Origin of the sequence: Polymorphospora sp. A560 (assembly GCF_045781765.1) — a bacterium.
Taxonomy (GTDB): Bacteria; Actinomycetota; Actinomycetes; order Mycobacteriales; family Micromonosporaceae; genus Polymorphospora; species Polymorphospora lycopeni.
Genome location: NZ_CP122282.1, coordinates 3,462,128 through 3,478,083 on the forward strand (window position 1 = coordinate 3,462,128; position 15,956 = coordinate 3,478,083).

Annotated in this window: 9 protein-coding genes; 7 read left to right on the forward strand and 2 right to left on the reverse strand. The window is 71.6% G+C overall.

The annotated features are described in order from the left end of the window. Positions 1–8: 8 nt before the first annotated feature. Positions 9–1,277 carry a DegT/DnrJ/EryC1/StrS family aminotransferase gene (locus QCD66_RS15640; protein ID WP_375734369.1) on the reverse strand — a complete coding sequence of 423 codons (1,269 nt, stop codon included), beginning with the start codon at positions 1,275–1,277 and terminating at the stop codon, positions 9–11. Positions 1,278–1,523: 246 nt separating this feature from the next. On the opposite strand from QCD66_RS15640, the gene QCD66_RS15645 reads away from it, so the two are divergent. Then, positions 1,524–2,609, forward strand: a complete 1,086-nt coding sequence (locus QCD66_RS15645; RefSeq protein WP_375734368.1) for an LLM class flavin-dependent oxidoreductase — start codon at positions 1,524–1,526, stop codon at positions 2,607–2,609. Continuing rightward, positions 2,590–3,735, forward strand: coding sequence for an N-methyl-L-tryptophan oxidase (gene solA / locus QCD66_RS15650; protein ID WP_364218969.1), 1,146 nt, complete (start codon positions 2,590–2,592; stop codon positions 3,733–3,735). The genes QCD66_RS15645 and solA overlap by 20 nt, the downstream gene beginning before the upstream one ends. Here the strand turns inward: solA and QCD66_RS15655 are convergent. Beyond that, entirely contained in the window at positions 3,713–5,392 is a 1,680-nt protein-coding gene (locus QCD66_RS15655) for a (2,3-dihydroxybenzoyl)adenylate synthase (protein ID WP_375734367.1), read from the reverse strand. The genes solA and QCD66_RS15655 overlap by 23 nt on opposite strands. A gap of 127 nt (positions 5,393–5,519) precedes the next feature. On the opposite strand from QCD66_RS15655, the gene QCD66_RS15660 reads away from it, so the two are divergent. Genes QCD66_RS15660 through QCD66_RS15680 form a run of 5 tightly spaced genes read left to right on the forward strand, consistent with a single transcriptional unit; the run spans position 5,520 to position 15,955 of the window. Beyond that, complete coding sequence (locus QCD66_RS15660; protein ID WP_375734366.1) at positions 5,520–11,003, forward strand: amino acid adenylation domain-containing protein; 5,484 nt, start codon at positions 5,520–5,522, stop codon at positions 11,001–11,003. Further along, positions 11,000–12,130: a saccharopine dehydrogenase NADP-binding domain-containing protein gene (locus QCD66_RS15665; protein WP_375734365.1), complete on the forward strand. Its 1,131-nt coding sequence runs from the start codon at positions 11,000–11,002 to the stop codon at positions 12,128–12,130. The genes QCD66_RS15660 and QCD66_RS15665 overlap by 4 nt, the downstream gene beginning before the upstream one ends. Beyond that, positions 12,127–13,980 carry a Gfo/Idh/MocA family oxidoreductase gene (locus QCD66_RS15670; RefSeq protein ID WP_375734364.1) on the forward strand — a complete coding sequence of 618 codons (1,854 nt, stop codon included), beginning with the start codon at positions 12,127–12,129 and terminating at the stop codon, positions 13,978–13,980. Before QCD66_RS15665 ends, QCD66_RS15670 begins: the two co-directional genes overlap by 4 nt. Next, on the forward strand, positions 13,977–15,173 hold the full coding sequence (locus tag QCD66_RS15675) for a cytochrome P450 (RefSeq protein ID WP_364218954.1): 1,197 nt from the start codon (positions 13,977–13,979) through the stop codon (positions 15,171–15,173). The genes QCD66_RS15670 and QCD66_RS15675 overlap by 4 nt, the downstream gene beginning before the upstream one ends. Then, complete coding sequence (locus tag QCD66_RS15680; RefSeq protein ID WP_375734363.1) at positions 15,170–15,955, forward strand: thioesterase II family protein; 786 nt, start codon at positions 15,170–15,172, stop codon at positions 15,953–15,955. Before QCD66_RS15675 ends, QCD66_RS15680 begins: the two co-directional genes overlap by 4 nt. Position 15,956: the final 1 nt, after the last annotated feature.

Sequence of the window (15,956 nt, forward strand, 5' to 3'; positions counted from 1 at the left end):
GGTACTGGTCAGGCGCGGGCGGCGGCGCGCTCGTCCAGACCGGTCGGACCGGTCGGCGGCAGCGTCTCGTCGAGAGCCGCCGTGACCGCCTCGACCAGGTAGTCGACCTGCGCGTCGGTCATGCCGGGATGGCACGGCAGGTTGACCTGCTGGTCGAACCAGAGCCGCTCGGCCTGCGGGCACTCGCCGAGCCGGTGGCCCCGGGCCCGCCACTCCGGGGTCAGGTGCAGGGGGAAGTAGCGCAGCTGTACCTCGACGCCGCTGCGGTCGAGTGCCTTCACCAGGTGCTCGCGGGCAGCCTGTCCGGCCTCGACGAAGAACGTGTACAGGTGGTAGGCGTGGGTGACGCCCTCCGGTGGCCGATGCAGTCTGATCTGTCCGTACCGGCCGAGGCAGTCGTCGAGGCGGCGTGCGATCTCCCGACGCCGGGCGGCCAATTCCGCCAGTCGATCAAGTTGGACGATTCCGACGGCTGCCGCGGCCTCGGACATGGTGGCATTCGTGCCGGCCCGGAGGATTTGTGCGTAGTCGTACGCGTACACCTCCCCGGAGAACCGCATCCACGGCAACAGAGGCGTCGGTGGGGGAGTCGGGGACTGCGGTGTCCGACAGACCACGTCGGGCTGGTTGGAGCGTATTCGGTCAAGTCGCACGTACCATTCGTCCCGGTCGAACGTGAGCATTCCGCCTTCGCCGAGCGTGGTGAGGTTCTTCGTATTGTGGAAACTGAAACAGCCGATGTCGCCCAGGGCGCCGGGCCGGCGGCCGTGCCGCACCGCACCGAGGGCGTGCGCGCAGTCCTCGATCACCACCGCGCCGTGCCGGTGCGCCGCGGCGACGATCCGCTCCATCTCCGCCGGATACCCTCCGTAGTGGACCAGGAGAATCGCCGCGGTGCGGTCGCTGACGGTCGCCTCGACCTGTGCAGGGTCGATGTTGAGGGTCGCGGGGTCGATGTCGCAGAAGTGAACCCGCACGTCACGGTCTAACAGTGGGTGGATCGTGGCGGAGAAGGTCTGCGGTGTGGCGATCACCTCGTCGCCGGGACGCAGGTCGGCGAGGTGGATCGCGAGTTCGAGTGCGACCGTGCCACTCGTTACTGACAGTGCATGGCGGGAGCCTACATGGTCCCGGAAGCGGTGCTCGAACGCGCTGCGCCATCTGCCGTCGGAGAGCATCTGCTCCGAGTTGACGAGGTCGGCCAGGGCGGCCAGTTCGGCGGCGCCCAGGATGCTGCCACGTGTCGGAAAGGCGACCCGGTAGTCACGATCTTCCATAGGTTTCGCGGCTCCTGTTGCGGCGGTGATGTGAGCGGGAAAATAGCACGGGTGGCGCGGGATGCAAAAAGAGCAATGTGTCTCGGTAATTGTTTTCCGGGCAGCGTCGAATGCCGCATCCTCCAAGTTGGGAAAATGCGCAGAGCGTGTGATCAAGAAGATATTTCGGGGTGCTGCCCGTTGACTTTTCCTGAGGATTCGCCTTTCACTTGTCGGCGGCGACCGAACTCATCACGGAGGAAACGAATGCAATTTGGTGTGGGGTTCTTCCCCGTGCTCGGACCGGCCGAGAAGGGCGCGAGCGACTGGTACGACGAGAGCCTCGTCCTGGCCGTGCTCGCCGACGAACTCGGCTACGAACACGTCCAGATGGTCGAGCACTACTTCTCCGCCTACGGCGGGTACAGCCCGGACCCGGTGACGTTCCTGACCGCCGTCGCGGCACGTACCAGCCGGATCAGGGTGGTGACCGGCGCCGTCGTGCCCGCCTTCACCCACCCCGTCAAGCTCGCCGGCAAGCTGGCCATGCTCGACAACCTGTCGCACGGGCGCCTCGACGCCGGGTTCGGCCGGGCGTTCCTGCCCGAGGAGTTCGCGGCCTTCGGCGTCCCGATGAGCGCCAGCCGGATCCGCTTCGCCGAGGGCATCGAGGCCTGCCGTCTCCTGTGGACGCAGGAGGACGTCAGCTGGTCCGGTGACTGGGGCAGTTTCGGCCCGGTGACCATGCTGCCCCGGCCCTACCAGCAGCCGCACCCGCCGATCTTCGTCGCGTCCACGACCAGCGCCCAGTCCTGTGCCGACGCCGGACGGGCCGGCCACCACCTGCAGGTGGTCCCGACCGTGACCAGTCGCGAGAACCTGCAGGAGATGCTCGCCGCCTACCGGGAGGCGCGGGCCGCGGCCGGCCATCGCGGACCGGGCCGGGTGCAGATCAAGTACACCTGCTACCTGGCCGAGGACGCCACGGTCGCGCTGACCGCGGCCCGCCGGTGGGAGCTGAACTACATCGACAAGATGGCCACCGCGATCGCCTCGTGGGCGACCGTCCGCAGCGCCGACTATCCGGGTTACGAGCACCTGGTGGACAAGGTCCGCGGGTACGACTTCGACCGTTCGTGCGCCGACAACAAGGTGCTCGCCGGCGACCCCGCCCAGGTCCGCGACCAGTTGACGGCGATCGCCGACTGGTTCGGCCCCGACGTGTCGGTGTGCCTGCAGGTCAATCCCGGATGCACCCCGCTGCCGGACGCGGAGCGCGCCCTGCGGTTGTTCGCCGAACAGGTGGCTCCGCACTTCACCGGCGAGACCACGCATGCGCTCGCCGGACGCTGACGTCGCCGTCGTCGGACTGGGTGCGTTCGGCGCGGCGGCCCTGTGGCGGCTGGCCGCCGCCGGGGTCGACGTCGTCGGCCTCGACCGGTTCGCCCCCGGCCACGGGTTCGGGTCGTCGCACGGCGGAACCCGGATGTTCCGCACCGCGTGCCTGGAGCACCCGGACCTGGTGCCGTTGGCGCTGCGATCGCGCCAGCTGTGGCGGGAACTGGGCGATGCCGCAGGGGAGCGGCTGTTCGAGCCGACCGGCGGGGTGCTGATCGGTCCCCGGCACGGCCACGTGGTGGCCGGCACCATCGCGGCCGCCGCACGCCACGGCCTCGACGTGGAGGTCTGGGACGCCGCGACGGTGCGTGCCCGGCTGCCGCGGCATGCCGGACTCTGCGACCACCACGGCGCGGTCTGGGAGGCCGGAGCGGGGCTCATCGCGCCGGAGGCGGCGATCCGTGCGGCGGTGGCGGTCGCCGCCCGCCTGGGGGCGAGGGTGCACAGCGGAACCAGGGTCGACGGGGTCGAACTCGTCGCCGGCGGCGCGCTGGTGCGTACGGCCGACGACGTGCTGCGGGTGCGGCAAGTGGTCGTCGCGGCCGGGGCGTGGCTGCCGACCCTGCTGCCGGACCTGCCGCTGCGGGTATTGCGGGTGCCGATCACCTGGTTCCGGGCCGCCGACCCAGCGGCGACCGGCGCGTACGGGCTGGCCGACGTGCCGGTGTTCATCCGGGAACTCGACGACGGCACCTGCCTGTGGGGCCACGGCGTGCACGGCGGCGACGAACTCAAGCTCGGCCTGGAGGACCGTGGCGGGCTGATGCGCGAGATGGATCCCGACGGCGACGACCGGCGGGTCACCCCGGACGACTGGAGCCCGCTGGTGCGGCGGCTGGACCGGGCACTGCCCGGGCTCGCCGCGGCACCGTCGCGCGCCGCGGTGTGCATGTATCCGATGACACCGGACCGGCAGTTCCTGCTCGGCCGTCCGGGCGGCGACCCCCGCCTGGTCGTCGCCGGTGGGGACAGCGGACACGGTTTCAAGCACGCCACCGGGATCGGCGAGGTGGTGTCTGACCTGATCTGCGGCCGGACGCCGCAGGTCCCGGTGGCGTTCATGCATCCGGACCGGTGGTGACCGCCGCCGGTGCCAGCCGAGCCGCCAGCGCCTTCTTGTCTATCTTGCCGACGGCGGTCAGCGGCATGGCGTCGACGTACTCCACCCGGTCCGGCAGCTTGTACGTGGCCAGTCCGCGTCCGCGCAGGAATGCGACCAGCTCGGCGGCGGCGGGGCGCGGCTGCGTACAGACCAGCACCGCGACCGGGGCCTCGCCCCACTGTTCGTCGGGCACCCCGACCAGTGCCGCCTGGCGGACCGCCGGGTGGGCGAGCAGGTGACCCTCCACCTCGGTCGCGGCGATCTTCTCCCCGCCGCGGTTGATCTGATCCTTGACCCGGCCGACGACGTTGAGGTGGCCGGACGGCAGTTGGCGCACCAGGTCGCCGGTGCGGTAGAACCCGTCCGCGGTGAAGGAGGCGGCGGCCGCCGCGTCACCGCGGTAATAGCCCCGCAACGTGTACGGGCCGCGGGTGAGCAGCTCGCCGGGCTCGCCGGCCGCCACCGGCCGGCCGTCGCCGGGATCGACGACGCGGACCTCGTCGGCGGGGGAGCCGGGGCGGCCCTGGGTGGTGCAGACCAGGTCGTCCGGGTCATCGAGCCGGGTGTAGTTGATCAGCCCCTCGGCCATGCCGTACACCTGCTGAAGCCGCACGCCGAGGGTCGGGGTGAACCGGCGGGCGAGGTCGTCGGCGAGGCGTGCGCTGCCGACCTGCACGAAGCGCAGGCTCGACAGGTCGGGTCGGCTGTCGGCGTACTCGCTGAACCAGTAGGGAACCAGCGGCGGGTTCAGGGCGGTGAAGGTGACCCGCTCCCGTTGGATCAGCCGGAACGCGGTGGCCGGGCTCGGGTTGGGCGCCACGACGACGGTACCGCCGGCCATCAGGGTACCGAGCACGCCCGGACACGCGAGCGTGAAGTTGAACGCGATCGGCAGCACGGCCAGGTAGACATCGTCGGGTCCGAGCCCGCACACCTCGCCGCCGACGCGGGCGTTGTAGGCGTAGTCGTCGTGGGTGCGCGGGATCAGCTTCGGCATGCCGGTGGTACCACCCGACAGCAGCAGCAGCGCGAGGTCGCCGGGCGAAGGGCCGGCGTCGACGTGGTCGCCGTCGGGATCGGTTGGCAGCTCGGCGTAGCGGGTGAATCCGGAGTCCACGGGATCGCCGACCACGACGACGTGGCGCAGCGGTTCGTCGGCGGTGCGGCGTGCGTCGAGGACCTCGTGGGCCAGCCGGCGGTAGTCGAACCCGGTGTGCCGGTCGGCGACCACGTATCCGGCCGCGCCGGAGAGGGCCGCCAGGTGGACGATCTCGGCCCGGCGGTGGCCGGGCATGGCGTGCACGGGTACGGCGCCGAGGCGTTGCAGGCCGAACCAGGTCTCGACGAACTCGGCCCGGTTGGGCAGTTGAACGATGACGCGGTCGCCACGGCGCAGCCCGAGCCGGTGCAGGCCGCCGGCGATCCGGTCGGCGGCATGGTCGAGCTGCCGGTAGGTCCACCTGCGGTCACCGTCGACCAGTGCGGTGCGTTCGCCGTGCCGGACGGCCCAGTCCCGCAGCAGGTCACCGAAGGTGGCGCCGGCCCAGAAGCCGGCGTCGCGGTAACGACGGGCGTCGTCGTCCGGCCATCCGGTCCACTGGGGACTGTCGGGGGCTTCCTCGCGGTCTGGGGTCATGCCGGATTCCCTTCTGGTCCGTCGATCACGTCTGTGCTTAGATAGGTCTATCGCAGTTGAATTCCATTTTCAACAAGTCGTAGAGTGGCCGCAGCCTGACGCCGTAGCGACGACGAAGCGGAGCCCGATGGACGTCGACGAACTGATCTCCGAACTGAACGCCGAAGGCGTGACCCTGTGGCTGGAAGGGGACGACCTGCGCTTCCGCGCCCCGAAGGGAACGTTCACCGAACAGCGACGGGCGGCCGTACGCCAACACCGCGACGCGATCCGCGACCACCTGCGGCGCTCCGACCAGGTACACATCACCCCCGACCCGGCCGGGCGACACGAACCCTTCCCGCTGTCCGACCTGCAGGCCGCGTACCTCGTCGGACGCGGCCCGCACTACGAGTACGGCGGCGTCGCCTGCCACGCCTACGTCGAATACGACTACCCGGACCTCGACCCGCAGCGGGTTCAGCAGACCTGGGACCGCCTCGTCGCCCGGCACGACATGCTGCGCGCCGTCGTCCACCCCGACGGATACCAGGTCGTGCTCGCCGACCCGCCCCCGTACCGCATCGACGTCACCGACCTGCGCGGCCGTGACGCCGCCACCGTCGACACACATCTGCGCGACCTACGCGAGCGGCTGTCCCACCGGGTGGCCCAGACCGACCGCTGGCCGCTGTTCGCCCTGCACCTGACCCGCGCCGACGGCCGCGCGGTGCTGCATCTGTCCCTGGACCTGCTCATCGTCGACTACGCCAGCGTGCAACTGCTGGTCACCGAGTTCGACCGGCTGTACGCCGACCCGGAGACCACCCTTGACCCGCTGGAGGTCACCTACCGCGACTACCTCATCGGCCGCCGCCGGGTCACCGAGACCCCGGCCTACGACCGTGACCGGCAGTACTGGCTGCGCCGCCTCGACGATCTGCCACCCGCACCCGACCTGCCGGTCACCGACCACCGTCCCGAGACCGGCCCGGTCCGCTTCCGACGTCTGGAACGGCTACTGACCCCGCGAACCTGGACCGGACTGCGGGAACGCGCCGCCCGCCACCAGGTCACCGCCTCCGCCACGCTGCTCACCGCGTACGCCGAGGTGATCGGCCGGTGGAGCCGCAGCCCACGGTTCACCCTCAACATCCCCGCCTTCCAGCGGCTGCCGCTGCACCCCGGAGTCGACGCCGTCATCGGCGACTTCACCGTCGTCGAACCGCTCGCCGTCGACCTCACCGAACCGCGGCCGTTCGCCCAGCTCACCGCCGACCTCAGCGGGCAACTGCTGGAGGACCTGTCGCACAGCCTCTTCACCGGCAGCGAGATACTGGCCGAACTCGGCAGGCGCACCGGCAGCCGGCCCCTGCTGCCGGTCGTCTTCACCAGTACCCTCGACACCCCCGCCCCGGCACCCGATCGCGGCGCCGTCGGTTACGCCATCAGCCAGACCCCCCAGGTCTGGATCGACTGCCAGGTCATGCCCCGCGGTGACAGTCTCGCCCTGTCCTGGGACGTCCGCGACGGGGTGCTGCCCGCCGGCCTCGTCGACGACGCCTTCGCCGCCTGGGCCGACCTGGTCATTCGCCTCGCGGAACAGGACGGGCCATGGCGGGAGGCCGGGCCGGTCCGGTTGCCGGCCGGCCAGGTCGAGCGGCGCCACCGGGGCAACGCCACCGCCGGGCCGGTGCCCGACGGCCTGCTGCACGACGAGGTCGTCGCACAGGCCCGTCGCACCCCGGACCGCATCTCGGTCGTCACCGGGGAACGCGAGCTGACCTACCGCGAACTGCTGGACCGCGCCACCGCCGTCGCCGGCCGGCTCACCACCGCCGGCCTGCGTCCCACCGAACCGGTCGCGGTGCTCATGGACAAGGGCTGGGAACAGATTGTCGCCGTTCTCGGCACCCTGCTCGCCGGCGGCGCCTACCTGCCGGTGGACACCACCCAGCCGGCCGCCCGCCGCAACGCGATCCTCACCGACGCGGGCGTGCGCACCGCGCTCACCCAGTCCTGGCTGGCCGACGCCGCGCAGTGGCCGGACACCGTCACCCACCTCGCCGTCGACGACATCGAACCGGACAGCGTTCCCGTGCCCGGCTCGACGACCTCCGGCCCCGACGACCTCGCCTACGTGATCTACACGTCCGGGTCCACCGGCGTACCCAAGGGCGTCATGATCAGCCATCGGGCGGCGCGCAACACCATCGACGACATCAACCGCCGCTTCGCCGTCGGTCCCGACGACACCGTTCTCGGCCTCGCCAGCCTCGGCTTCGACCTGTCCGTGTACGACATCTTCGGCCCGCTGGCCGCCGGAGGCCGGCTCGTGCTGCCCGACGCCGACCGCCGCGGCGACCCGTCACACTGGGCCGACCTCGTCGACCGCCATGACGTGACCATCTGGAACTCGGTGCCCGGCCAGCTGCAGATGCTGCACGACTACCTGCGGGCCGTCCCGGGCCTGCGGCTGCCGTCGCTGCGACTGGCCATGCTCTCCGGCGACTGGATCCCGGTGAACCTGCCCGACGCGATCCGCGCCGCCGTACCCGGGCTGCGGGTGGTCAGCCTCGGCGGCGCCACGGAAGGGTCGATCTGGTCCATCTGGCATCCCATCGACGAGGTCGACCACGACCGGCCCAGCATCCCGTACGGGCTACCGCTGACCAACCAGACGTTCCACGTCCTCGACGGACACCTGCGCGACCGGCCCGAATGGACCGCCGGCGAACTCTACATCGGCGGAGCGGGAGTGGCCCTCGGCTACTACCACGACCCGCAGCGAACCGCCGAACGTTTCCTCACCCACCCGGACAGCGGCGAACGTCTCTACCGCACCGGCGACCTGGGGCGGTACTGGCCGGACGGAACGATCGAGTTCCTCGGACGCGAGGACGACCAGGTCAAGATCCGCGGATACCGGATCGAACTCGCCGAGGTCGAGGCCGCGATCCAGGCCCATCCCGGCGTTGCCCACGCCACCGTGCTCGTCGACACCGACCACCCGGCCGGCAAGCGGCTCGCCGCCTTCGTCGAACCGACCACCGGCGCCCCAGACCCGGCCGCCGCCACCGGAGCCGACCAGATCCGCACCGCCGCGGCCGCCGTCTCCCGCGCCGCCCAGGCCGGCGTGGATCCGGACGCGCTGGCCGCTTTCCAGGCCGCGCTGTCCGACGTCGGGCTCACCGCGATGGCCGGCACCCTGCGCGACGCCGGCATCGCCACCGCCGGCGCCCGGCACAGCGTCGAGGACGCCTGTACCGCTCTTTCCGCCACCCCGACGACCCGGCCCATCGTGCGGCGCTGGCTCGCCGCACTGGTCGACGCCGGACGTCTGACCCACGACGACGACGGGCGCCACACGGATCTCCGCGCCCCCACCTCCGACGCCCTCGACCGGGCGTGGCAGCGACTCGCCGAAGCCGAGCGTCGCGTCGACTACAGCACCGACCTCATCGACGCGGTCCGCGTCTGCACCGAGCGGCTGCCCGCCCTCGTCGCCGGCACCGTCGACATCCGTGCCCTGCTCTTCCCCGGCGCCCGGGCCGACGCGATGGCCGCCGCCTACCGGGACAACCTCGCCGTCGCCCACCTGCACCAGGCCGTCGTCGTCGCCCTGCGGCGGATAGCCGAACAGCATGTCGACGACCAGCCGCTGCGCATCCTCGAGGTCGGCGGGGGCGTGGCCGGTACCACCAGCGTCCTCGCCCCCGCTCTGGCGGAGTACGCCCCCGACTACCTGTTCACCGACCCGTCGACGTTCTTCCTCCACGAGGCCCGCGAGCAGTTCGCCCACCATCCCTGGATCCGCTACGCCCGCTTCGACCTGCGGGCCGACCCGCGAGCGCAGGGGCTACCGCCCAACAGCGCCGACGTGGTCATCTGCCCCAACCACCTGCACACCGCGCAGGATGCCGCGGCGGCGCTCGACCGTCTGACCGCGCTGCTCGCCCCCGGCGGCTGGCTGGTCGTCATGGAACAGACCCGCGACGCCGACCCCGCCCTGCTCGTCTCGATGGAGTTCCTGGAAGCCACGGCGGGCCCGTTCACCGACGTCCGCGCCGACAACGGCCAGTCGTTCCTCACCGAGCCGCAGTGGCGGGCGCTGCTCGCGCAGGCCGGCGCCGACCTCGTCACCAGCCTGCCCGAAACTGGCGAGCCGCTGCACCCCACCGGCCAGCAGCTCTTCCTGGCCCGGGTCAAGACCACCCGCACCCCACTGACCGCCGCCGGCCTGGCCCGGCACACCGCCACCCGGCTGCCCGAATACATGGTGCCCGGCGTCTGGCAACTCGTCGACGCACTACCACTGACCAGCAACGGCAAGATCGACCGCAACCGGCTCCGCGGCTGGCTGCCCACCACCGACAGCGGGCAGCAGACCGCCGCGGTCGCCGCGGAGCCGGTCGACGCCCTGGAACGGCAGCTCGCCGCACTCTGGGCGGAACTGCTCGACCGCGAGTACGTCGGCCGCCACGACGACTTCTTCGCCCTCGGCGGCGACTCCCTGCTGGTCGCCCGCCTCGTCGGCCTGCTGCGCGAACGCGTCCCCGACGTCGTCGCCCTCGAATGGGAGGTGGTGCTGCGGCACATGCTGCGCCAACCCACCATCGCGGCGCTCGCCGGCTACCTGCGTAGCGTCACCGCCTCCGACACCTCCGACGATGCTTCGGACACCCCGCAGCGCACCTCACCACTCGTCCGTCTGCACGGCTCCGGCAGCGACCCGGTCACCGTCCTGGTACACGCCGGAACCGGCACGGTCATGCCCTACCGGGCGGTGATCACCGAACTGCGGCGCCGCTCCGCCGGCACCGGCACCGTCGTCGGGCTGGAGGTGCCGCACCTGCGCACCTACCTCGACGCCGAACCGGGCGGGCTGATCGAACGCATCGCCAGCGACTACGTACGGTCCATCCTCGACCTCGACGCGCGGGAGCTGCACCTCGTCGGCTACTGCCTCGGCGGGCTGATCGCCACCGAGGTCGCCCGCGGCCTGGCCGAAGCGGGAGCGAACGTCGCCACCCTCACCGCCATCAGCAGCCACAGCCCCCGGTTCCGGCTCGACGACGAACTGCTGTCGGAGTACTCGTTCGCCGTCATGATGGGCATCGCCCCGGCCGACATCGGCTTCCCGGCCGACGAACTGGTCGTCGCACGGGCCGCCGACGCGGTCTTGGCCGGAAGCCCCGGCGTGATGCGTGACGGCGGCTTCGCCGACCTCACCGGCGAGCACGCCGACGTCGCCGCCGCCTTCCGGGCACTCGCCGCGACACCCCGCGAGCAGCGGATCGCCCGCATGTGCGCCGCCGTACCCGCCTCGGCCGGCATGTACGAACCCGAACACATGATGCGGCTGTTCCGCACCTTCCGGCAGAGCGTGTTCGCCATCACCCGGTACGACCCCGAACCGTACGCCGGCGACATCACCTTCCTGCGGCACAGCGGCGCGTACCCGTTCCCCGGCAGCCGCGACGCGGTCACCCAGCACTGGGCTGAACTCTGCCTCGGCGACCTACGCATCGTCGACGTACCCGGCGACCACTTCAGTTGCATCGACGTGGCACACGCCCCAGGCATCGTCAAGCTGCTCAGCGAGATCACCGACGGCGCGGTGACCCGATGATCGGGATCCTGGGCGCCACCGGATCGGTCGGCGCCGCCGCCACCGCGCACCTGCACCGGCTCGGCGCCGGACCGCTGCGGCTCGGCGCCCGCCGCCGCGAGCCCCTGCACCGGCTCGCCGCCGACCTGCCCGGTGCCACCACCGTCGAGGTGGACGTGCGGGACCCGGTCGCCCTCGCCACGTTCTGTGCCGGGTGCACGCTAGTGGTCAACTGTGCCGGGCCGACGTACGAACTGAAGGAGACCGTCGCAGCCGCGGCCCTGACCGCCGGGGCGCACTGCGTCGACGTCGCCGGCGACGACCCGGTCCAGGAGGCACTGGCCGCCCGGGGCCTTGCCGGAACCGACCGGACCGTGCTGCTGTCGGCCGGCACCCTTCCCGGCCTGTCCAGCATCCTGCCGCGCTGGCTCGCCACCGAAGAGTTCGACAAGGCCGACGCCCTCACCGCCTGGGTCGGCGGTGTCGAACACTGCTCCCCGGTCGTCGCCGTCGACATGATGCTCTCCCTGCAGACCGGCGGTGCCGGCGGCCAGGCATACGGTGAGGCGAACGCCGCCTGGCGGGCCGGCGCAGCCCGGTCGCGCATCCTGCGTCCCCTCGAGGACGCCGACGCACCGATGTTCACCGGACCGGTGGCCCTGCAACCGTTCCTCAGCGCGGAGACCCGCCGGCTGGCGCAGTCACTGCGCCTGCACGACGTCGACTGGTTCAACGTCTACCCGGGCCCGCAGGTCCGCAACCTGCTGGCCGCCCTGCCCGTCGCCGCCCGCGAGAACGCCGACCGGGCCGATCTCGCCCGGCGGATGATCCGCGCAGCCGATCTCGATCTCGCCGGCCGCAGCCCGTACTACCAGATGGTCTTCACCATGCGGGGCGTCCGGGACGGTGTGCCGGCGGAACGTACCGCCGTACTGCGGGTGCCGAGCAGCTATCGGCTCACCGGGCTGGTCGGCGCCCTGGCCGCCGTCGCCGTGCAGGCCGGTGACGTCCCCAGCGGCGTGCACTACACCGCCGACGTGCTCGACCCGGGCGCGGTCGTCGCGGCACTGCACGCATCCGGCGAGCCGAGCCTGCTGCGGGTCGTGTCGGGCGGGCACGACGCCGACACCGAGGAAGGAAGCCTGTGACCACACCGCTACGGGTGCTGGTCTGCGGCACCAACTTCGGTCGGTTCTACGTGCAGGCGGTCGCGGACCTGGCTCCCGACCTGGTGCTGACCGGCATCCTCAGTCGCGGCGGGCAGGCCTCCCGTACGCTCGCGCGGCAGTACGGCGTCGCCCACCACGACAGCCTCGACAGCGTCGGCGACGACATCGACGTCGCCTGTGTCGCGGTCGGCTCCACCATCTCCGGTGGTGTCGGCACGGACCTGTCCCAGGCGCTGCTCGCCCGCGGGGTGCACGTGCTGCAGGAGCACCCGGTGCACCACAACGAACTCGTCGCCAGCCTCCAAACGGCTCGCCGCCATAACGTGCAATACCAGGTCAACGCCCACTACCGGCACGTCGAGCCGGTAGCCCGGTTCATCGCCGCCGCCGCCCGGCTGCGGGCCCGGCAACGACCGGTGTTCGTCGACGCGGCCACCCCGGTACACGTGCTCTACCCGTTCGTCGACATTCTCGGCCGGGCGCTCGGCGGCCTGCGACCCTGGCGGATCGACGATGCCGTCACCGGCGGACCGCTGCGCGCGGTCACCGGGCAGCTCGCCGGGGTGCCACTGACCCTGCGCGTGCACCACCAACTCGACCCGGCCGACCGGGACAACCATGCCCTGCTGTGGCACCGGATCAGCGTCGGCACCGAGGCCGGGACGCTGACCCTCGCCGACACCCACGGCCCGGTGCTGTGGACTCCGACGCTGCATGTCGGCCGGGACGCCGACCACCGGCTGGTGTTCGCCGGCGACCGTCTGGGCCGGCCGAGCACCGCGCTGCTACCCGGCACGGCGGCCTGCACCCAGCAGGACATCTTCGACCGGCTCTGGCCACAGGCGGTCCGGCGGGCGCTGCGCGAGTTCGCCGCCGCGATCCATCGGGGCGACGACCCGCTGCGCACCGCCCAGTTCGACATCACCGCATGCCGGATCTGGTCCGACCTGGCCGCCCGGCTCGGCCCACCCGAAGTGGTCCGTCCCGCCGCCCCGGAGACCATCACCATCGCCGACCTCGCGGACAGCTCCGATCAGGCGGTGCGGGCACCAGCCGGCACGGTCAGCACCGAACCCTACTCACCGACCGCGGAGTTCTTCGACCTCGCCGCCGCGCCACACGTCGCCGAAGGAAGCGCACCCGCGGTCGTCGCGGCACTGTCCGGCATCGACGCCGCCGTCGGACCGGTGGTCGAGATCGGCGCCGGCACCGGACTGGTGACCGAGGCGATCGCGCGCGCCCACCCCGACCTGGAGATCCTTGCCTACGAGCCGGCCACCGGGATGCGGGCCGTGCTGACCAGCCGGATCTACCGCGACCCCGATCTGCGCCGGCGGGTCACCGTGTCGGCCGAAGCCGCCCCCGAGATCGAACTTCCAGACGTCATCGCCGCCGCTGTCGTCTGCGGCGTCGCCGGTCACCTGGCGACGGAGGACCGGGTACGGCTGTGGCGCCGGCTCGCGGAGCGGCTCGCCCCGAACGGCCGCATCGTCGTCGAACTGATGGCCATCGACCGGCCGGTGATCCTTGCGCCGACGCGACTTGCCCGAGCCGACCTCGGCCGCCAGAGCTACGAGTGGTGGTTCTCCGGCGAACCCGACGGTGCCGATCGGATGCGACTGCACACGACATGGCGGGTGTCGCGCGGCGACACACAGATCCGCGACGTCACCGACCAGTACCACTGGCACACCGTGACCCTTGCGCAGATTGCCGCCGAGGCGCGAATGGAACTGCGCGACGTGCCGCAGTCGCCCACCGAAGGCCCACCGATCGGGGTTCTGGTGCCCGCGGCCCGCACCGAGCAGGAAGAAGGAGAACACCGATGACCGACACGCCGCCGGCCTTCCCGGTGCCACGGGAGTGCCCGTTCGGCCCGCCCGACCGCTACACCGGGTTGCGCGCCACCGAGCCGGTGTCGCGGGTGACCCTACCCACCGGCAAGCAGCCGTGGATCGTCACCCGGTACGCCGACGTACGGGCGCTGCTGTCCGACCCCAGGGCAAGTGCCGACATCAGGCACCCGAACTTTCCGGCGATGGGCGTCGGGGAGCAGGAGGCCGGCGCGAAGTCCCGACCGTTCATCCGTACGGACCCGCCGGAACACACCCGCTACCGACGCATGCTGCAGGCGGAGTTCACCGTCAAGCGGATCCGCGACATGCGTCCCGCCATCCAGCACACCGTCGACAACCTGATCGACGCCATGATCGCCGCCGGCCCGCCGGTCGATCTCGTCTCCGTGTTCGCCAACGCCGTATCGACGACCACCGTGCTCGGCCTCTTCGGCGCCCCGACCGACGATCTTGAGTTCTTCCGCGACGTCACCCGGATCTCCGGCGGCCGCAACAGCAGCGCCGAAGAGGTCACCGCCGCCCTCGGAAGCATGTTCAGAATGCTGGACGAGCTGATCAGCGCGCGCGAGCGGGAGCCCGGCGACGACCTGCTGTCCAAACTGGTCGTCAACCATCTGAACACCGGTGTGGTGACCCGCCACGAACTGCTCTCCACGATCGGCATCACCATCGTCGCCGGTCGCGAAACGACCACCAGCATGATCGCGCTCGGCACGCTACAACTGCTGCGACACCCCGATAACCTGGCGAAGCTGCGGGCCCGCCCCGAACTGATGCCCGCCGCCGTCGAGGAACTGCTGCGCCTGCTGTCGGTGGCGGACTCGATCCCACTGCGGGTCGCAACCGAGGACATCGACGTCGACGGGACACCGATCGGAGCCGGCGACGGGATCATCGCCCTGCTCGCGGCGGCCAACCACGATCCCGAGGTCTTCGCCGAGCCGCACCGGTTCGACATCGAACGCCCGAACCGCCACCACGTCGCCTTCGGCTACGGCATCCACCAGTGCATCGGTCAGAACCTGGCCCGCCTGGAGCTCGAGATCGCGCTCGGAACCCTGATCCGGCGGCTCCCCACCCTTCGACTGGCCGACACCTTCGAGGAACTGGAGTTCAAACACGACGCCGCCACCTTCGGCATCGAAGCGATGCCGGTCGCGTGGTGAGCGGCACGACGCTCGGTCCCTGGCTGCGGCGCTACCAGCACCGCCCGGCCGCGGCGGTGCGGCTCCTCTGCTTCCCCCATGCCGGTGGTGGCGCCGGCACCTTCCGGGCCTGGGACGTCCTGCTGCCGCCGTCGGTGGAGCTGGTGAGCGTGCAGTATCCGGGCCGGGAGGACCGGTTCGCCGACCCGCTCGTCGACGACATGGACGAGTTGACCGCCCAGGTCGCCGCCGCGATCGCACGCATCATCGACCGGCCGTACCTGGTGTTCGGGCACAGCATGGGCTCGGCGGTGGCGTACGAGACGGTGCAGCGGCTGCGGCGGTACGGGGTTCCGGAGCCGGACTGGCTGTTCGTCTCCGGCCGGCCCGCCCCTGGCGATGTCACCGGCGGAGACGTACACCTGCGCGACGACGACGGCCTCTGCGCCGAGCTCGGCCGTCTCGGTGGCACGGACGACGTCGTGCTCGCCGACTCGGAGCTGCGCCGGGCCGTGCTGCGTTACGTCCGTAACGACTACCGCCTCATCGAAACCTACCGGCCGACGCCCGCCGCGGCACTGAGCTGCCCGGTCGCGGTGCTTCGGGGCGGCGACGATCCCGAACTGAGCGCGGACCAGGCCCACGGGTGGGCCCGGACGACCACCGGCAAGCTCGACGTACGCACCTTTCCCGGCGACCACTTCTACCTGGTACCGCAGCGTCGGGCCGTCGTGGCGACCATCGTCGGCAAGCTCGACCCGGTGCTGGCCCGAGCCCCGCACGGTTGGCCGAGCACGCCGTGAC